Source organism: Clostridium bornimense (genome assembly GCF_018917145.1).
Classification (GTDB): Bacteria; Bacillota; Clostridia; order Clostridiales; family Clostridiaceae; genus Clostridium_AN; species Clostridium_AN bornimense_A.
On the sequence record NZ_JAHLOD010000059.1, the window covers coordinates 1 to 18,868 of the forward strand.

An 18,868-nucleotide genomic window follows, 5' to 3' on the forward strand; every position below is an offset into this window, starting at 1 on the left:
CCAAAATCAAATTCTACTACATCTCCTGGAGCATATTCTTGCTTTATAAATGCTTCTTTTTTTGTTTTTTCTAATTTATTAACAACACTTATAACTGATGAATAACTTATATTAAATCCCTCTTTTAATAGAGCCTCGTGCATATCTATTTTCTTCATCTGTTGTTTAGAGAAACCTTTTAATCTTTTTGTTTCATTCTCTTTTAAGAAGGTTTTTATTTTTTCAATAACCTCATCGGTAACTGCTGTTTTAACTCTAGGAGATGATTTATATTTAGGTTTTTTAGTGATATCTTCAATTAAATCTGCTTTTTCAATGTCCGATAGGGCATATCCTAATTCTTGTATTTTACTTTCATATTCACGTATATATTTTCTAATCGTATCCCTGGCTACGCCAGTTTTGCGAGAGATTTCCCTTTGAGACATATTATCTTTAGTGTAATAAAGTATAATTTTTTGTTTTTCATTCAATGTAATCACCTTCCACGACAACCTCTTTTCTTAATATTATTACCAATTAGTATTTCAAAAAGAGGTTTGGAAAATACTAGGTGGAAGAATTTTTAATTACTTTTTGGTACAGTAATAGTATGTGCTAAACAGTCTTATTTGACAGAGTAAAAAAGATATGATATATTTATGTATAAATATTATTTATTTATGCATAAATATTCGTAGTAAAGATATATATTAAATAAGGGGGGCTAAAGTTATGAATTTAAAAGGGAAGAGTTTATTAACTTTGAATGATTATTCAAAAGAAGAAATTATATATTTATTAGAAGTTGCTAAAAAGTTAAAAAGTGATAAAAAGCTTGGCTTTGAGAATCAATATTTAAAGGGGAAAAATATTGCATTGATATTTGAAAAAGATTCTACAAGAACAAGATGCTCTTTTGAAGTAGCGGCATATGATCAAGGGGCACATGTAACATATTTAGGTTCTACAGGATCACAAGTAGGAAAAAAGGAATCTATAAAGGATACAGCTAGAGTATTAGCTGGAATGTATGATGGTATTGAATTTAGAGGTTATTCACAAAAAGCAGTAGAACAGTTATCTGTATACTCAAAATTGCCAGTTTGGAATGGTCTTACAGATGAGGATCATCCTACACAAATTTTAGCAGACTTTCTAACAATCTTAGAGACTACAAATAAAAAACTAGATGAAATAACATTATCATATTTAGGAGATGGACGTAATAATATGGCAAGAGCACTTATGATTGGTGCATCTAAGGTAGGAATGACTTTTAAAATCATTTCACCTAAAGAATTAGTTCCAGACAAAGCTTTTGTAGATATGTGTAAATCTAATGCAAAGGTATCCGGAGGAAATATTATAATTTCTGATAATATAGATGATGTAAAAGATTCAGATTATATTTATACAGATGTGTGGGTATCAATGGGAGAAGATAAATCTGTATGGGAAAAAAGAATTAAGTTATTAGAAAAATATAAAGTAACTATGGAAGTTTTAAAGAAGACAGGAAATAAAGATGTTAAGTTTATGCATTGTCTACCAGCATTCCATGACTTAGATACAGAAGTAGCTAAGGAGATTTATGAGAAATTTGGACTTAAGGATATGGAAGTAACTGATGAAGTATTTGAAAGTGATAATTCTGTAGTTTTTCAAGAAGCTGAAAATAGAATGCATACAATAAAAGCTGTTATAGTATCAACTTTATATGGAGATATTTTAGGTTAATCTTTAAAGTTGTAATAGCCCTTTATTATAATAGTTACTTTTGTAACTAATTACTTTTAAAAGAATATATTAAAATAGGAAGTTAAAGTAAGGGGTGTGGAATGGGAGATAGTTTATTAAATGCATATAAAAATGGTGAATTAAATTATTATGGACCTAATGATTACTTAAATGTAGGATATATAGAAGGAATAAACCCAAGACTTGCATTAAATTTGCAGACGAACCCTAGATTAGCATTAAGACTAGAAACAAACCCTTCATTAGCACTAAACAAAATATATAGTGATGAATTAACAGGATAATAAAACATAGTTTTCATTGAAAAAGCATGAGACTGTCGCACAAAGAAGTTATATCGGAGTGCGGCAGTTTTTTTGCAAAATAGAAGTGCAGGGCACAAGTATCAGTGCACCTTGTGTCATAATAAAAGGAGGTATCGCTAAAATAGCTTTTCATTTCTTAGTGCGATGCATCCTCTTTTCTTGTTATAAAGAATCTATCAAAGATTCAGAAATTCGTTTATATCTTACAGACAGTGATGATGTAAGAAGAATATAAAGTAGCTTTACTAAAAATTCACTTTCACTATGATCTTTATATAAAGCTACAATTTCTTTTTCTATGATATTAAAGTCAACTTCATTAGAAATTATATATTTATGTTTCATATAAAGAAAATCTGAATATATTTTTTGAATATTAAAAATTTCAGTGTTATTTTCATAATCTGTAACTAAAGGATTGAGAAGTTTTTTTATATCTGTAATAGATAAAATTTGTTTTAAGTTATAAATAAGAATCATTAAGATAATATGATTTTTTGAATATTTCTTCTTATTTGAACTCATAAGGAGCTTATTTTTTGAGTAGTTATTTATCATAGTTTTAGTAAGTATTGCATCATCACTATTTCTTTTTGATGATGATAAATTTGTTTCGAAAAGTGATATAACTTGATCCATGTATAAGTCAATACTAGGTATTTCATCAATAGGAATATCTGTAATAAAAAGTGATTCTGGAAATTCAAATATTTCATTCATATGTTTAAGCACCTGCCTGTATGTTATTTATATATATTATAAAATAAAAAAAAATAAATGACAATTCGTATTGTAGAATAAATATATATATGATATTATTTATATGTATTGAGAAGTAGAATTAAAAACTACATGTGGGGAGGTGAATGTATGAATTTTAAATTTAGAGAACCTGTAAATGGTATTACTCATCTAATAGGTGCAATATTGTCAGTAGTAGGGATGTTTATTCTTATAATTCACAGTGAATATAGTGATAGTAATAGTGTAAACAAGATGCTTAGTGCTGTGATTTTTGGTAGTAGTCTTATAATGCTATATAGTGCGTCATCTATTTATCATTCATTAAATGTTAAGGAAAGAGTTATAAGTATATTAAAAAAGCTTGATCATTCTATGATTTTTATTCTTATTGCAGGAACATATACACCAATTTGTCTTATAACTTTAAATGGTGTATTAGGTTATGTCAGCTTAGCTATTGTATGGATTATGGCAATTTCAGGAGTGTTTTTGAAGATATTTTGGATTGAATGTCCAAGGGGATTGTCAACAGGAATCTATATATTCATGGGATGGATGTGTCTAGTTGTTATATATCCTTTATGGCAAGCTGTTAAGTTTCAGGGAATATTATTTCTTTTTCTAGGTGGTGTTATGTATACAATAGGGGGAGTGATTTACGGATTAAAGAAACCTAATTGTTTTAAAGCTTTAGGATTTCATGAGATATTTCACCTATTTGTAATGGCTGGAAGCCTTTTTCATTTTCTTTTTATGGTTAACTTTGTTTTCTAATATATAAATTATAAATAAATATAAAAAAGTATTTTACAAATGGATTATTATTTGTTAAAATATATACATAAGATAAATCGATGAAAGCAATGGCGTTTTCAATTAACAGATAAATTTATTATATATATATTTATCGTTATTTGAGGACGCTTTTTTGTTATAAGGAGAGATAAGTATGAGTGAATTAAATGAAATTTTTGGATCATATGTCTTTAATGATTCTGTAATGAGAGAACGTCTTCCAAAAGCTACTTATAAAGCTTTAAAGAAGACAATAGAAGAAGGAAAAACATTATCACCTGAAATCGCTGATGTCGTTGCTTCAGCAATGAAAGATTGGGCACTTGAAAAAGGAGCTACACATTACACACACTGGTTCCAACCAATGACAGGTATAACTGCTGAAAAACATGATGCCTTTATAAATCCAACAGAGGATGGAAGAGTTATTCTTGAGTTCTCAGGAAAAGAATTAATAAAAGGTGAACCAGATGCTTCTTCATTCCCATCAGGAGGATTAAGAGCTACATTTGAAGCAAGAGGATATACAGCTTGGGATTGTACTTCACCAGCATTTGTAAAAGATAATGCTTTATGTATACCAACTGCTTTCTGTTCATATAATGGAGAAGCACTTGATAAGAAAACTCCTTTATTACGTTCAATGGAAGCTTTATCTGTACAAGCTATGCGTGTGTTAAAAGCTATCGGAAATACTACAGCAAAGAGAGTTATAACAACTGTAGGTCCAGAACAAGAATATTTCTTAATAGATAAGAATTTATATGAAAAAAGAAAAGATCTTATTTTAACTGGAAGAACTTTATTTGGTGCTATGGCTTCTAAAGGACAAGAATTAGAAGATCATTATTTTGGAACAATTAAAGAGAGAGTTTCAAGTTATATGAAGGAATTAGACGAAGAACTTTGGAAACTTGGAATTGCTGCAAAAACTAAGCATAATGAAGTTGCTCCTGCACAACATGAATTAGCACCAATATTCTCAACAACTAATATAGCAACAGACCATAACCAATTAACAATGGAAATAATGAAGAAAGTTGCATTAAGACATGGATTAGTATGTTTATTACATGAAAAACCATTCGCTGGAGTAAATGGTTCAGGAAAACACAATAACTGGTCAATGGCTACAGATGATGGTGAGAATTTATTAGAACCAGGTAAGTCACCTGAAAGCAATACACAATTTTTATTATTCTTATCATCAGTAATTGCTGCTGTTGATGAATATGCTGGATTATTAAGATTATCTGCGGCAAGTGCAGGAAATGATCATCGTTTAGGAGCAAATGAAGCACCACCAGCAATTATATCTATTTTCCTTGGAGAACAATTAGACACAATATTAAGAGAAATAGAAGAAGGAAAAGTTGCAAAAGCTGAAAGTGCAAGTAGCTTAGAAATTGGTGTTTCTACTTTACCATTACTTCCAAAGGATGCAACTGATAGAAATAGAACATCTCCATTTGCATTTACTGGAAATAAATTTGAATTTAGAATGACACCATCTGCTGCATCTATTTCAGGACCAAACTTTGTTTTAAATACAGCAGTTGCTGAAATTCTAGAAAGATTTGCTGATAGACTTGAAAAGGCTACAGATGTACAAGCTGAAATGATGGCTATTATCAAAGAAACAGTTAAAGATCATAAGAGAATTATCTTTAATGGTAATGGATATTCAGATGAATGGGTTGAAGAAGCAGAAAGAAGAGGATTAAAAAATATCCCTAGTACTGTAGAAGCAGCTAAAGAAATGATAGATGAAAAGAATATGGCAGTTTTAGAAAAACACGGAGTATTAACTAGAGAAGAATCTGAATCACGTTATGAAATTACTCTTGAAAATTATTCTAAAACTATTAATATAGAAGCATTAACATCAATAGAAATGGTTAGAAGACAAATACTACCTGTAGCTGTTGATTATGCTACTAACCTTGCAGCTTCAATAAATGAAATTAAAGCTACTGGAATAGAAGTTAATACTTCTGTACAAGGAGAATTACTTGTATCAGTTTCTAACTTAGCTTCATCAATAAAAGAAAAGGTTGATGCATTAGAAGAAGCTGTTAAGAAAGCAGAAGTAATAGAAGATTCATATGAAATGGCTTCAGCATACAGAAATGATGTATTTGCTAAGATGAATTCATTAAGAGAAGATGTAGATACTCTTGAAACTGAAGTAGATTCAGAAATATGGCCACTACCAACTTATTCTGAATTACTATTTAATATTTAATAATTAAAAATATTTACCTTAAGGAACTATTGCATTAATTTGTGATAGTTCCTTCTTTGTATAAATTGATAATATATTAGGTTTAGGTTATAATACAATTTGAATTATAATTTATATAGGAGTGGATTTAGTAATGGATATGGAAAAGATGATAGAGAGAATAAATTTTTTATATAAAAAAAGTCAAGCAGAAGGACTTACTGAAGAAGAAAAAGTAGAACAACAAAAATTAAGAAGAAAATATGTGGATATAGTAAAAGGCAACTTTGAAAATCAATTAGCAAGATATAAATATGAACCGAAAAAGTAAATACTACAATAACTCTTCTAAATAGTAAGAATATAAAAAAATAATATGTACAAAATAAATATATACTATTAAAAGGAGGAGTTATCATGAAAATGAAAGGTGTTACTATTTTAGGTGTAGGAATGATATTAGGAGCAATGACTATGGCTACAGTTGTTCCTAATTTGGACAGAAGAACAAAAAGAAAAATTAATAAGATGGGTAAAAATATGGCAGGTAAAGCTGAAGATTTATGTTATTCAATATTTTACAATAGAATGTAGTAATTAAATATAACAGTTACTATAATATATATTAAGGTGCAGCAAGATTAATATAAAATTGCTGCACTTATTATTTTCCATAAAACTACATAAATTCAGCAAACGTTTACAATATATGAATATAAAGTAAAATTTAAGAAAATTTATTATTGTTATATTAATAAACAGAAGTTGTAGTGATAATGCATAATATACGGTCTTTTACATAAATAGTAGAAAAGGATATATTTATTATAAATACAAAAAATATAAGAAAACTTGAATTTTTTTATAATTTTTTTGAATAATTGTGTAAAATATGTTATAATTAAAAAAGAAAAGAAGAGTAATGTAATAAAATGGGGAAAAGGAAGAGGTTATTTATGGAGATAATGTCTTTAGGAGAAAAGATAAAAAGACTTAGAAAAGAAAAATCATTGACTCTTAAGGATTTAGCTGGAGAAAGAATTACACCAGGGCAAATTAGTCTTGTTGAATCGGGAAAGTCAAATCCTAGTATAGATTTATTAGAATATTTAGTGGCGTCATTGGGGACAAGCATTGAATATCTAATGGAAAGTGAAGAAAGTCAAGCAGAAAAAATATGCTGTTATTACGAGAACTTAGCTGAAGCACATAGCATAAAAGAAGAATGGGATGAAGCTGAAAAGTATATTGAAGAATCATTAAAGTATTCTGATAAATATAATTTAGATTATAGAAAAGGAAAGAGTTACTACCTTAAAGGTAAAATATATCTTGAAAAAGGAAATTTATCAGAGGCTCAAAATTTCTTCTTAATGGCTAATGAAATTTTTGTAAAAGAGTGCAATTATGAAGATGTCATAAATACGTTTTTGAATTTGGGAGCAATTACGTATACATTGAAATCATATAATTCATCTTTAACTTATTTTCAACAAGCTGAAAAGATATTTATAGATAATGAAGTAGGAAATGACTTACTTAAGGGTAAAATATATTATTATTTAACAAAAATATATTTCAAGGTAGATGACAGTGAAAAAGCATTAAAATATGCTAATCTAGCTGTAGAAAAGTTCAAGCAACTTGATAATAAAAAAGAATATGCTGAAACTTTAATGACTTTATCAAAAGAATATATGAAGAAAGACAAAATTGATATAGCAATAAAATATTCAAAAAGATCTTTAGAAGAGTTCAATAAAGTTGAAAATGAAATTTTAGTTTCAAAAATTGAAAATGATTTAGGTAAGATTTTCTATTCTTATGATAACCTTAAAGAATCATTTATTAGATATGAAAAGGCAAAAGAATTAAGAGCTAAAAACGAAAAGGAAAAAGTTATAGAAACATTGTTAAATATTTGTACAAACTACATATATATAAAAGATGTTGATCAATGTGCAAAAGTTCTTCAAGAAATTGAAGAGTATAGTCAATTTATAACTGATGCTCAAATGGTTGAAATTAACATGATAAAGTATAGATTATCAATGTTAAGAGGTAATGAAAAAGAAGCCGAAACATATCTATTACTTGCAGTTGGTTATGCAGAAAATAGAGGAATGACATATGAAGCAGCGCAACTACATATAATAATAAGTAATTTTTACATTAGCATAGGTGAAAATGAAGAATCTAAAAAGTACTTAACTAAAGCTATTGAGAGCTTTAAAAAAGTCGGAATGCTAAATACTATAAATTATGAATAGGAGTATTTTATGGAGATTATTTCTATTGGACAAAAAATAAAAAGAGCAAGAATCTACGGCGGATATACATTAAAAGATATCTGTGGAGATAAAATATCTGTATCTAAGTTGAGCTGTATTGAAAATGATAAAATAAAACCAGAACCATGGATCATGGAATTTATTGCTGAAAAGTTGGATATGGATTATGATTATCTAAATAAAGATGTAGATAAACAAATTTTAGAACACTTAGATGAAATAAGTAAGAGAAGCGATAAGGATGAAATAGTAAAAGGAAGAAAAGAAATTTTAAAAGCTTGTATGGAATTTGGCTTAAGTGATATAGCATATTTGGTTATGCATGAGCTATTTTCAGGATATGTTGAAGATAAAAAGTTTAATCAATGTAGAGCTTTAATTAAGGAATATTACGATTTATCTGTTAAATATAAGAAGGACAAATACATATATTATGAAGATGTTGGTGATTATATATTAGCAGTTAAAGAGTATATGCAAGCTTATAATTATTATACACATGCTTTAAAATCACTAAGAGATGAAAAAGATGATGCAAAAAAAGAGATGGATCTTTTATGCAAGATATTAGAATGTAATATAAGAGAAAATAATACATTAGATAATGATATTATTAATGAATTACTTTCTATAAGAAGTAAGAATGCTGATGAAGAATTATCATTAAAAACATATAGTGTATTAGGATTATATTATAAAGTTGTTGGTGAAGTAGAAAAATATAATCAAATTATTTCATATATAAACAATAATGATGCAATAGATAAAGAAAAGTGTTTATTAGATATTGCTTATAATTTAAGAGATTTAGGAAAATATAAAGATGCTTTAGAAATCTTAGATATTATAGCAAGTGAAGTTAACACAGTTAGTATAGAAAGTATAATTTTAAGAACTGAAGTATTATATCTAGATGAGCAATATAAAGATGCTTTAGAATATGCAGATAAAGTTTTAAATGAATCTATTTTATCTAATGATGAAGATGAAATTGAAATGATATATTACTTAAAAGCTAAGATTTATATTATTTTAGGTAATCTTCAAAAAGCAGAAATATATTTTAATATATCTTTAGATTTTATTAAGAGACTTAATAATAAAGAAGGTATTATTACTAGATATATGGAAATGGGTGAATTGTATTATAAAATAGGTGATTATAAAGAAGGATCTAAATGTTTTGATGCAGCACTTAAAACTAAAAATAAATATAATATAGTATAATGTATTTTGGATATACTAGTATAAGGTCATGAAAATATGAAATTTTTGTGACCTTATATTTTTATGTAAAAATAAGAAGATTTAGGTGTATAATATAGTTAAAGGAGATGGTAAAATGAATGTAGAAAAACTTACATTGAAAGTACAAGAAGCAATTAATGAATCACATAGTTTAGCTGTAAGATTAAACAATTCTCAGCTTGAACCAATACATTTGTTAGCCGCGTTATTAGTTCAAGAGAAAGGACTAATTCCACTTCTATTTGAAAAGTTAAAGATAAATGTAAATAGTGTAGTAGATGAGGTTAATAGAGAATTAGATACGCTACCAAAGATAAATGGAACAGGCGTTGGAAATCTATATCCATCTAGAGATTTTGAAAAAGTATTTAATAAAAGTGAAGATATAAGAGAAGAGTTTAAGGATTCTTACATTAGTGTAGAACATGTATTTTTAGCATTGCTTAAGGTAGACAGAAAAGTTAAAAATGTATTATCAAAATTTGATGTTACTGAAGAAAAAATAATGAAAGTTTTAACAGAAGTTAGAGGTAATCAAAGAGTAGATAGCAATGATCCAGAAGGAACTTATGATGCATTATCAAAGTATGGTAGAAACCTAATTGATGATGCGAAGAACAATAAGATAGACCCCGTTATCGGAAGAGATGAAGAAATAAGAAGGGTTATAAGAATTCTATCACGTAGAACTAAAAATAATCCAGTTTTAATTGGTGAACCTGGTGTAGGTAAAACTGCAATAATTGAAGGATTAGCTAATAGGATTTTAAAAGGTGATGTACCGGAAGGATTAAAAGATAAAATTATATTCTCATTAGATATGGGAGCATTAATTGCTGGTGCAAAATATAGAGGTGAATTTGAAGAAAGATTAAAAGCAGTATTAAAAGAAGTAGAAAGTAGTGAAGGAAAGATTATACTATTCATAGATGAAATTCATACTATAGTTGGTGCTGGTAAAACAGATGGTGCTATGGATGCTGGTAACTTGATTAAACCAATGCTAGCAAGAGGTGAATTACATTGTATAGGTGCAACTACATTTGATGAATATAGAAAGTATATGGAAAAAGATAAAGCACTAGAACGTAGATTCCAACCAGTTATAGTTGAAGAACCTACGGTAGAAGATGCTATATCAATCCTAAGAGGACTTAAAGAAAAATTTGAAATTCATCATGGAATAACTATAAAAGATAGTGCTATAGTAGCTGCAGCAAAATTATCAAGTAGGTATATTCAAGATAGATATTTGCCAGATAAGGCAATAGACTTAATTGATGAAGCTTGTGCAAAAATTAGAAGTGAAATAGATTCTATGCCTACAGAACTTGATGATTTAAAGAGAAAAATCATGCAATTACAAATAGAGAAAGAAGCTTTAAGTAAAGAAGAAGATGAAAAATCTAAAGAAAGATTAGAAGAAATAAATAAAGAGCTTTCAGAGTTATCAGAGCGTGATAGTGAGTTATCTCTTAGATATTCTAAAGAAAAAGAAGATATTAGTGAATTTAAGCAACTTAAAGAACAACTTAACAAGGTTAAAGCTGATATCGAGAGATGTGAAAGAGAATATGATTTAAATACTGCAGCACAATTAAAGTATGGTGAATTACCAAGACTAGAAAAGGAAATTAAAGAAAAAGAAGAAATAATTAAAAAGAAGAAAGAGGATTCACTTCTTAAAGAATCTGTTGGAGAAGAAGAAATTTGTGATGTTCTTTCTATGTGGACTGGAATTCCTGTATCTAAATTAGTAGAAGGAGAAAGAGAAAAACTATTACATCTTGAAGATGAACTTAGAAAAAGGGTAATAGGTCAAGATGAAGCAATAGTTTCTGTTTCTAATGCAGTCATAAGAGCAAGAGCAGGATTAAAAGAAGAGAATAGACCAATAGGTTCATTCATATTCTTAGGACCAACTGGTGTAGGTAAAACTGAATTAGCTAAAACTTTAAGTGAAACTCTATTTGATTCAGTAGATAATATGATAAGAATTGATATGTCAGAATATATGGAGAAATATGCAGTTTCTAGATTAGTTGGGGCTCCTCCAGGATATGTTGGATATGAAGAAGGCGGACAATTAACAGAGGCTGTTAGAAGACATCCATACTCTGTAATATTATTTGATGAAATTGAAAAAGCTCATGAAGATGTCTTTAATATATTCTTACAAATATTAGATGACGGTAGACTTACAGATAGTAAAGGAAAAACTATAGACTTTAAGAATACTATAATTATAATGACTTCAAATATTGGTTCAAGTTATCTATTAGAAAATGAAGGCGATGAAATTAGTGATAAAGTAAGAAATTTGGTAATGGATTCCTTAAAATCAAGATTTAAACCAGAATTTTTAAATAGGATAGATGACATAATAATGTTTAAGCCTTTAAATAATACTCAAATAGGTAAGATTATAAATATATTCTTGAAGAATGTTAAGGCAAGACTTGGAGAAAAAGATATAAAACTTGAAATTACAGATGCAGCTTTAAATCTTATAGCTAATGAAGCATATGATCCACATTATGGTGCTAGACCACTTAAGAGATATATTGTAAATACAATTGAAACAACTTTATCTAAGATGATTATAAGTGGAGAACTTAAGAATAATTCAACAATCAAAATTGATGCTGAAAATGAAAATCTTAAATATACTGTAGAGTAACATATAAAATGATAAAAGTGGGATACTATAATAGAAACTTTTAATTTGGAGATGATTAAATGAAGAAAATTATAGCTGTTGCACTTTTATTTATAACTTTTTTATATCCTATAAATAATGTTTTTGCAGAAGATGCTATGGGAAATGAGGAGGAGAGAAAAAAGGTGGTATATCTTACTTTTGATGATGGACCAAGTAAGAATACACCAGCAGTATTAGAGGTGCTAAAAAAGCATAATATTAAAGCTACTTTTTTTGTCGTTGGGGAGCAATTTCAATATTTTCAAAATGAACTAAAGCTGTTATTAGAATCAGGAAATCCAGTACATGTTCATTGCTATAGACATTCAAATTGGATATATGGTTCACAAGATAATTATTGTTCAGATTATAAAAAGTGTAAAGAAACATTAAAATCACATGGATGGCAAGAAACAAAGTTTGTTAGATTTCCAGGAGGGTCATCTAACAAATATAGAAAGACATCTGCTTTTAGAGATATAAGACAATATATAGTTGGTCATGGATTATATTATGTAGATTGGAATGTTTCAGCAGAAGATGCTATTCATAATATGTTATCACCAAATGAAATATTATGTAATGTAAAGAAATATAACAAGGATCCTAACACTTCTGTACTACTTATGCATGATGGAGGAATGAATAAAACAGCAGCTGCTGGATTAGAAAAGGTAATTGAGTATTTTAAAAGTGAAGGATATGAATTTAAATGTATTAATGATGATATGAGTGAAGAAGAAATTAAGTTACTTACAGATAAAGGTGTACTAAATAAATTTAACAAAGAAAAGACTACGGCAAATGACTTGCCATAGTCTTTTTCTATTTAAATTCCTGAATTAGTTTTATTAGATTTTATACGATTTATTATAAATTCTTTACCTTTTAATTCAAAGGAATCATCAAGAGGAGATAAATTTATCTTTTTATTATATTTTAATTCTAATGACGTAGTAATAAGTCTATCAGCCATTTCAGGATTTTTAGAAAGAAATGGTCCATGGAAATAAGTACAGTATGTATTTTTATAAATACAACCTTCATATCCATCTTCACCATTGTTTCCGTAACCTTCAATTACTTTACCTAATGGGGATAGACCATCACCTAAATAAGTTCTACCAGAATGATTTTCAAATCCTACATATGTTTCAGAAAAGGTTGAGTTTTCAATGATAGTATTGCCAATGAATCTCTTTTTGCCTCCTTCAGTATAGATATCAAGAATATCTAATCCTTCGATTTTTTCACCATTAGGAGCAGTATAATACTTTCCTAGCAATTGATAACCACCGCAAATTGAAAGTAAGACTTTACCTTTCTCAACATAGTTTAATAATTCGCTTCTCTTTTTTTCTTTAAGATCTGTAGATACAATAGATTGTTCGAAATCTTGTCCGCCTCCGAAAAATACTATATCAAAGTCATCACTGTTAAAGTCATCATTTAAAGAGATATTATGAATATTAACAGAGATATCTCTTTTTTGACATCTATCTTTTAATATAAGTATATTACCTAAATCGCCATATACATTTAATAAATCAGGATATAAGTGACATATATTAATTTCCATAACATCCTCCTACCATAAGTTGTTTATATATTTTTTTTCATGAAGATATTTTCTAAGTGAAGTCATAGCAGTATAAGTACAAAGTAGATATACTTTATCACTTTTAGCATTCTTTATAGAATTAAGAAGTGCATCGTAGTCATCACAAAGATTAAAGATATTTTCATCCATACCAGCTATTTTTAATCTTATAGCCATATCATATTTTCTTATACCACCTACAAGGATAGAGGTAATATTTATTGTTGATAACTGTTCAAAGTTGACATCCCAAATCCAAGATACATCTGTACCATCAGCATAATTGTCATTAAGTAAGAAACCTACAGAAATTGCTTCTTTTTCAAGCATTACAGTATTTATTGCTTCATTATAACCAGCTGGATTTTTAACAAGGATGATTTTTACTTCTTTATTATCAATATTTAATGATTCTTGTCTACCAAAAGCACTTTGTATTTTACTTAGTGATTTGCTACATACATCAAAAGATATTGAATTTTCCATAGCGACAGCTAAGGCACAAATACCATTATAAATATTATAACTACCAGGTTGATTGATAACTAGATTTTTGCCATTTATAAGTATATCTGAATAAGATGGTGTTGTTTCTAAAACTTTATCAACGCCATATTTTAATGTTGGGTGTGCAAAACCACAAGATTCACAATAATAGCTTCCAAGATGATTATAAGTTATAAAGTTATACTTATACATGGCACCACATTTTTTACAAAACTTTGCATCTGCATTAATATCTACTTTTACATTTGAGTTTAAGCCTTCATTGAAACCATAATATAGTATTTCATTAGGTAAATCTAAATCACCTAATAGGGATTCATCACCGTTAAGAATAAGCTTAGAAGATGGTGATTTTTTTATAGCATCAATAAGAATATTAAGTGTTGTATATACTTCTCCGTATCTATCTAATTGATCTCTAAATAAGTTAGTTATAGTTATTATTTCTGGTGATATATATTCAGTAAAGAATTTTAAATTTGCTTCATCAACTTCGATAATAGCATAACCATCATTTTTAGAGAAAAATTTATAATTCTTAATAAATGTAGTGACTATTCCAGTAATTAAATTAGCACCAGAACCATTAGTAATTACTTTTTCACCATTTTCTTTGAAAATATTATAAATCATTGATGTAGTAGTTGTTTTACCATTTGTACCTGTAACAACTATAATTTTATAATTTTTAGCGATAGTCTTAAGAATATCTTTTTTTATTTTCATTGCGATTCTACCAGGAAAATTAGTGCCTCCTTTAAATAAAGTTCTATTTAAAGTTATAGTAATTTTACCAGTAATTATTGATAAAAAATTTCTAATACCTATTTAAGACAACTCCTCTCATGTACATTATTTCATATAATAAAGAAAAAACTTATCCTTTTATATATGTTATATCAATTTTAAATTGTAACATATTTACTTTTATATTACTAGTAATAGTTACAAAAAACGATGAATTCATTGCTAATATGTGAAAATAGTATAAAAAAGATAAATTTATCATCTTATTATTTAATATTATTAATTAATAAGTAAAAACACTCCCTTATTAAACTGATAAGGAGTGCTCTTTAAAGTTACCTTGTATATGTTCAACTTCAGATATTGTTATAAAAGCTTTATTATCTATTGATGAAACTATAGACTTTAGTGCTGATAACTCATTAGTTTGAACAACTACATAAATGAATTTTTTGCAGTTATCAGAATAGCCACCAACAGCATCTAAGATTGTTACACCTCGACCAAGTTTTTGAGAAATAGCTTTTATTATTGGTTTAGGATCATCACAAATTATCATGCATTGCTTTGAAGCTGAAAAAGTTTTTTGTACAGTCTCAATGGTTTTAGAACGAATAAAACTCATTATAAGAGCATACATAACATATTCTAATCCAAGAGTTATACCTACTATTATATATATTAAAATATCTTGGAACAACAATATATTTGATAAAGGTATACTTGGAAACATCTTTCTGATAATTTTACCTGAGATATCTAATCCACCAGTGGAACCGCCCCCCATAAAAATGAAAGACATAGCTGCACCAGAAACAACACCACAAAAAATTGCTGCAGTTAATTTATCTCTAAGTGGGGTAACATTAAATATATTAGGAATTATATCAATTAATGTAGATGATAAAATAACAATTATACCACTTTTAAAAGCAAAGTTTTTACCTAATAATTTAAATCCCAGAATAAAAAGAGGAATATTTATAAGAAGAGTACATAGACCTATTTTGAATCCAAATAATTTGTTAAGTATAAGTGCTATGCCTAAAAGTCCCCCAGTTCCGATATCATTTGGCTGTAATAATACAGCTGCGTAAATTGAAAATAGCAAACAGCCTACAGTCAAAAGCAAATAACGCTTTAATGAAAGATACATATGAAATTAGCCTCCTTAAAAAATGTCATTTTAATATTAACATGGACGACTTTTATGTACAAAGTCATTAATACTGCAATAAAGTTCAAAAAATCAGTTTATTAGACAATATTAAAGTTTTATAGAATAATGCAGGAAAATAGTCATTTTTTCGTGAATTGAGAAAGTTAATTTTCAAAAGTAATTTAGTAAAAGTTGAATATATTATTTATTGCTAGTATAGATATAGTTAAGAAAAGTAAATTAGGAGGTGATGGAGTGGAGATTTTATTTATTGTGAAAGCTGCATTATTAGGAATAGTAGAAGGTTTAACAGAGTTTTTACCAGTTTCATCTACAGGGCATCTTGTGATTTTTGGTGAGATTATGAAGTTCAACAATGGAGTAAGACAAGAATTTATAGATATGTTTAATATGGTAATACAGCTTGGAGCTATACTTTCTGTAATAGTAATGTATTGGAATAAGATATGGGATACTATAAAAACCTTTATTCCATACATAAATATTTGTGGTAATTGTACATATAAAGAAAGTGGATTACATTTTTGGTCTATTATTGCACTAGCATGTATTCCTGGTGCTGCTTTAGTATTGCCTTTTGATGATTGGGTAGAAAAGAATTTATTTAATTCTAAAGTTGTGGCATTATCTTTAGTTTTAGGCGGAATTGCTATGATTATTTTTGAAAAAAAATATAGAGATTTAAAAGGCGATAGAACCAATAGTATATTTAAAGTTACTTATAAACAAGCTTTAATAATTGGTATTTTTCAATGCTTATCTATAGTGCCTGGAATGAGTCGATCTGCTTCAACTATTATAGGAGCATGGGTAGCAGGATTAACTACTGTAGCTGCAGCTGAGTTTTCATTTTTTTTAGCAATACCAGTTATGTTTGGAATGACAACTATAAAGTTATTTGCAATAGGAGGATTAACAGCTCTTTCAACAGCAGAATTATTAGCACTTGGTACTGCTTTTTTAGTAGCCTTTATAGTAGCTATAATAGTCATTGATAAATTTATTGGATATTTGAAAAAGAATTCAATGAAGCCTTTTGCTATATATAGATTTTGTTTTGCTGTAGTTGTTTTAATTTCAGGATTTCTTAATCTAATATAAAATATATTTTCTATGTAAAAAATGAGAAGAATAGAGGAAGATGTAACAAAAAAGAACATAATGAAATAAATTACATAAAATACAATATTTTAAAATTAAGAAAAATATTGTATAATATATCCAGAAGGGGTTTGGAGGGATGAATATGGAAAGAAAAATAAAAAAAATAGGTGTTTTAACAGGTGGAGGAGATTGTCCAGGATTAAATGCTGTAATAAGGGGGTTAACAAAAGCTGCCATTGGAAAATATGGATATGAAGTTATTGGATATACATTTGGCTATAGAGGGTTATACAATAACGAATTTATTAAGTTAACAAATGAAACAGTATCAGGAATACTTCATAGGGGAGGAACTATATTATATAGTTCAAACAAAGATAACTTATTTGATTATGCAGTAGAAGAAAATGGACAGATAGTAAAAAAAGATGTATCAGATGTAGCTGTTGAGAATATGAAAAGAGAAGGCGTTGATGTTTTAGTAGTTATAGGAGGAGATGGAACATTAACTTCTGCAAGAGATTTTGCTAGAAAAGGAGTAAAGGTAATAGGAGTGCCAAAGACAATAGATAATGATTTAGCAGCAACAGATGTAACTTTTGGATTTAATACAGCTATTGATATAGCAACAGAAGCACTAGATAGATTACATACGACAGCTGAATCGCATCATAGAGTGATGATTTTGGAAGTTATGGGAAGAGGAGCAGGTTGGATTGCATTAGAAGCAGGAATTGCAGGATCTGCTGATGTTATATTAATACCAGAAATACCATACAATATCGAAAAGATAGCTGAAAAAGTTAGAGCAAGAGAAGAAGAAGGAAAAAAATTCACCATTATTGTTGTAGCAGAAGGTGCAAAACCTAAAGATGGTGATGTAGTTATTGCTAAAATTGTTGAAGATAGTCCTGATCCAATTAGATTAGGAGGAATTGGTAATAAGTTAGCAGAAGACTTAGAAAGAATAGTGGATCATGAAGTTAGAGCTACTGTATTAGGTCATATTCAAAGAGGTGGTAATACTTGTACTTATGATAGAATATTATCAACTAGATATGGCGTTGCAGCAGCAGATTTAATAAATGAAGAAAAATTTGGTTCAATGGTAACATTGAAAGGAAATAATACTTCATATGAATCTTTAGAAAATGTAATTGGAGAAACTAAAAATGTAGATCCTGATGGAGAACTAGTAAGAACTGCAAGAAGTATAGGTATATGTTTTGGTGATTAGTATAAATATAAAAATTTAAGAAAGAAAAAGTTGTCGCACAATAGTGGGGCAACTTTTTCTTTCAGGGCACAAATATCATGGCACAGCAGTGGAATAAATTCCCTTTGGGGGGATTTCTGAGATTTTAAGTGTGACAATTTTATCTATGGAATAAATTGGTTTTCTAAAGACATTTATATTTGATATATAACTATTACAGGAGACTAATGAAAGATTTGCTTTCATGTAACTTGAACTAGGGATTCATAATTTATGAAAAACAACACTTAAGTATAATAGTTTTATATATGAACTAAATACATCTACAAATACAATTGAATTCGCCAACTCTCTCCTTGTAGTTTATTATTCTCTTATTTACTCGATATTTCTTAGAATTTCATATCAACTTATATCTATTTTTATATTGTATAAGTATACTAGTTGTATAGCTAACGCTTTTCAA

General features: G+C 28.0%; 17 protein-coding genes. 12 read left to right on the forward strand and 5 right to left on the reverse strand.

Annotated features, from left to right (window positions below):
* On the reverse strand, positions 1 to 482 hold a 482-nt coding region (locus tag KQI30_RS14740; RefSeq protein WP_367397865.1), incomplete at its 3' end, for a helix-turn-helix domain-containing protein.
* Between the two features lie 232 nt (positions 483 to 714).
* Here KQI30_RS14740 and argF point away from each other — a divergent pair.
* The gene (gene argF, locus KQI30_RS14745) at positions 715 to 1,719 is read left to right on the forward strand and encodes an ornithine carbamoyltransferase (RefSeq protein WP_216464111.1); all 1,005 of its coding nucleotides are present in this window, start codon (positions 715 to 717) and stop codon (positions 1,717 to 1,719) included.
* A gap of 101 nt (positions 1,720 to 1,820) precedes the next feature.
* Positions 1,821 to 2,024: a hypothetical protein gene (locus KQI30_RS14750; protein WP_216464112.1), complete on the forward strand. Its 204-nt coding sequence runs from the start codon at positions 1,821 to 1,823 to the stop codon at positions 2,022 to 2,024.
* Between the two features lie 183 nt (positions 2,025 to 2,207).
* On the opposite strand, the gene KQI30_RS14755 is transcribed toward KQI30_RS14750, so the two are convergent.
* Positions 2,208 to 2,765, reverse strand: coding sequence for a DUF1836 domain-containing protein (locus KQI30_RS14755; protein ID WP_216464113.1), 558 nt, complete (start codon positions 2,763 to 2,765; stop codon positions 2,208 to 2,210).
* A 150-nt stretch (positions 2,766 to 2,915) separates the two neighbouring features.
* Between KQI30_RS14755 and trhA the strand changes: the two genes are divergently transcribed.
* The 8 genes from trhA (at position 2,916) to KQI30_RS14795 (ending at position 12,866) form a co-directional block, all read left to right on the forward strand.
* Positions 2,916 to 3,563, forward strand: coding sequence for a PAQR family membrane homeostasis protein TrhA (gene trhA / locus KQI30_RS14760; RefSeq protein ID WP_216464114.1), 648 nt, complete (start codon positions 2,916 to 2,918; stop codon positions 3,561 to 3,563).
* A 175-nt stretch (positions 3,564 to 3,738) separates the two neighbouring features.
* Positions 3,739 to 5,829 carry a glutamine synthetase III family protein gene (locus KQI30_RS14765; protein WP_216464115.1) on the forward strand — a complete coding sequence of 697 codons (2,091 nt, stop codon included), beginning with the start codon at positions 3,739 to 3,741 and terminating at the stop codon, positions 5,827 to 5,829.
* A 133-nt stretch (positions 5,830 to 5,962) separates the two neighbouring features.
* Positions 5,963 to 6,139, forward strand: a complete 177-nt coding sequence (locus tag KQI30_RS14770) for a DUF896 domain-containing protein (protein ID WP_216464116.1) — start codon at positions 5,963 to 5,965, stop codon at positions 6,137 to 6,139.
* A gap of 86 nt (positions 6,140 to 6,225) precedes the next feature.
* Positions 6,226 to 6,402 (forward strand): hypothetical protein, encoded by a 177-nt coding sequence (locus KQI30_RS14775; protein WP_216464117.1) that lies wholly within the window; start codon positions 6,226 to 6,228, stop codon positions 6,400 to 6,402.
* 362 nt (positions 6,403 to 6,764) lie between these two features.
* Positions 6,765 to 8,078: a helix-turn-helix domain-containing protein gene (locus KQI30_RS14780; RefSeq protein WP_216464118.1), complete on the forward strand. Its 1,314-nt coding sequence runs from the start codon at positions 6,765 to 6,767 to the stop codon at positions 8,076 to 8,078.
* Between the two features lie 9 nt (positions 8,079 to 8,087).
* Positions 8,088 to 9,326 (forward strand): helix-turn-helix domain-containing protein, encoded by a 1,239-nt coding sequence (locus tag KQI30_RS14785; protein ID WP_216464119.1) that lies wholly within the window; start codon positions 8,088 to 8,090, stop codon positions 9,324 to 9,326.
* Positions 9,327 to 9,441: 115 nt separating this feature from the next.
* Complete coding sequence (gene clpB, locus KQI30_RS14790; RefSeq protein ID WP_216464120.1) at positions 9,442 to 12,027, forward strand: ATP-dependent chaperone ClpB; 2,586 nt, start codon at positions 9,442 to 9,444, stop codon at positions 12,025 to 12,027.
* Positions 12,028 to 12,086: 59 nt separating this feature from the next.
* Entirely contained in the window at positions 12,087 to 12,866 is a 780-nt protein-coding gene (locus tag KQI30_RS14795; RefSeq protein ID WP_216464121.1) for a polysaccharide deacetylase family protein, read from the forward strand.
* 11 nt (positions 12,867 to 12,877) lie between these two features.
* Here the strand turns inward: KQI30_RS14795 and KQI30_RS14800 are convergent, their stop codons facing one another.
* The 3 genes from KQI30_RS14800 to KQI30_RS14810 form a co-directional block, all read right to left on the reverse strand.
* Positions 12,878 to 13,627 (reverse strand): type 1 glutamine amidotransferase, encoded by a 750-nt coding sequence (locus KQI30_RS14800; protein ID WP_216464122.1) that lies wholly within the window; start codon positions 13,625 to 13,627, stop codon positions 12,878 to 12,880.
* A gap of 9 nt (positions 13,628 to 13,636) precedes the next feature.
* Entirely contained in the window at positions 13,637 to 14,881 is a 1,245-nt protein-coding gene (locus KQI30_RS14805) for a MurT ligase domain-containing protein (protein ID WP_437177739.1), read from the reverse strand.
* 328 nt (positions 14,882 to 15,209) lie between these two features.
* Entirely contained in the window at positions 15,210 to 16,058 is an 849-nt protein-coding gene (locus KQI30_RS14810; RefSeq protein WP_216464123.1) for a YitT family protein, read from the reverse strand.
* Between the two features lie 264 nt (positions 16,059 to 16,322).
* On the opposite strand from KQI30_RS14810, the gene KQI30_RS14815 reads away from it, so the two are divergent.
* Both KQI30_RS14815 and KQI30_RS14820 read left to right on the forward strand, forming a co-directional pair.
* Positions 16,323 to 17,183: an undecaprenyl-diphosphate phosphatase gene (locus KQI30_RS14815; RefSeq protein WP_437177740.1), complete on the forward strand. Its 861-nt coding sequence runs from the start codon at positions 16,323 to 16,325 to the stop codon at positions 17,181 to 17,183.
* A 145-nt stretch (positions 17,184 to 17,328) separates the two neighbouring features.
* A complete protein-coding gene (locus KQI30_RS14820; RefSeq protein ID WP_216464125.1) occupies positions 17,329 to 18,423 on the forward strand; it encodes a 6-phosphofructokinase in 1,095 nt (364 codons plus the stop codon).
* The last annotated feature ends 445 nt before the right edge of the window (positions 18,424 to 18,868 follow it).

Excerpts from the sequence above, each read along its gene's own strand:
- KQI30_RS14765 (WP_216464115.1), top strand. The coding sequence starts at position 3,739 with ATGAGTGAATTAAATGAAATTTTTGGATCATATGTCTTTAATGATTCT.
- KQI30_RS14780 (WP_216464118.1), top strand. The coding sequence starts at position 6,765 with ATGGAGATAATGTCTTTAGGAGAAAAGATAAAAAGACTTAGAAAAGAA.
- KQI30_RS14770 (WP_216464116.1), top strand. The coding sequence starts at position 5,963 with ATGGATATGGAAAAGATGATAGAGAGAATAAATTTTTTATATAAAAAA.
- KQI30_RS14785 (WP_216464119.1), top strand. The coding sequence starts at position 8,088 with ATGGAGATTATTTCTATTGGACAAAAAATAAAAAGAGCAAGAATCTAC.
- clpB (WP_216464120.1), top strand. The coding sequence starts at position 9,442 with ATGAATGTAGAAAAACTTACATTGAAAGTACAAGAAGCAATTAATGAA.
- trhA (WP_216464114.1), top strand. The coding sequence starts at position 2,916 with ATGAATTTTAAATTTAGAGAACCTGTAAATGGTATTACTCATCTAATA.
- KQI30_RS14800 (WP_216464122.1), bottom strand. The coding sequence starts at position 13,627 with ATGGAAATTAATATATGTCACTTATATCCTGATTTATTAAATGTATAT.
- KQI30_RS14820 (WP_216464125.1), top strand. The coding sequence starts at position 17,329 with ATGGAAAGAAAAATAAAAAAAATAGGTGTTTTAACAGGTGGAGGAGAT.
- KQI30_RS14775 (WP_216464117.1), top strand. The coding sequence starts at position 6,226 with ATGAAAATGAAAGGTGTTACTATTTTAGGTGTAGGAATGATATTAGGA.
- KQI30_RS14795 (WP_216464121.1), top strand. The coding sequence starts at position 12,087 with ATGAAGAAAATTATAGCTGTTGCACTTTTATTTATAACTTTTTTATAT.
- KQI30_RS14755 (WP_216464113.1), bottom strand. The coding sequence starts at position 2,765 with ATGAATGAAATATTTGAATTTCCAGAATCACTTTTTATTACAGATATT.
- KQI30_RS14750 (WP_216464112.1), top strand. The coding sequence starts at position 1,821 with ATGGGAGATAGTTTATTAAATGCATATAAAAATGGTGAATTAAATTAT.
- argF (WP_216464111.1), top strand. The coding sequence starts at position 715 with ATGAATTTAAAAGGGAAGAGTTTATTAACTTTGAATGATTATTCAAAA.
- KQI30_RS14810 (WP_216464123.1), bottom strand. The coding sequence starts at position 16,058 with ATGTATCTTTCATTAAAGCGTTATTTGCTTTTGACTGTAGGCTGTTTG.
- KQI30_RS14805 (WP_437177739.1), bottom strand. The coding sequence starts at position 14,881 with ATGAAAATAAAAAAAGATATTCTTAAGACTATCGCTAAAAATTATAAA.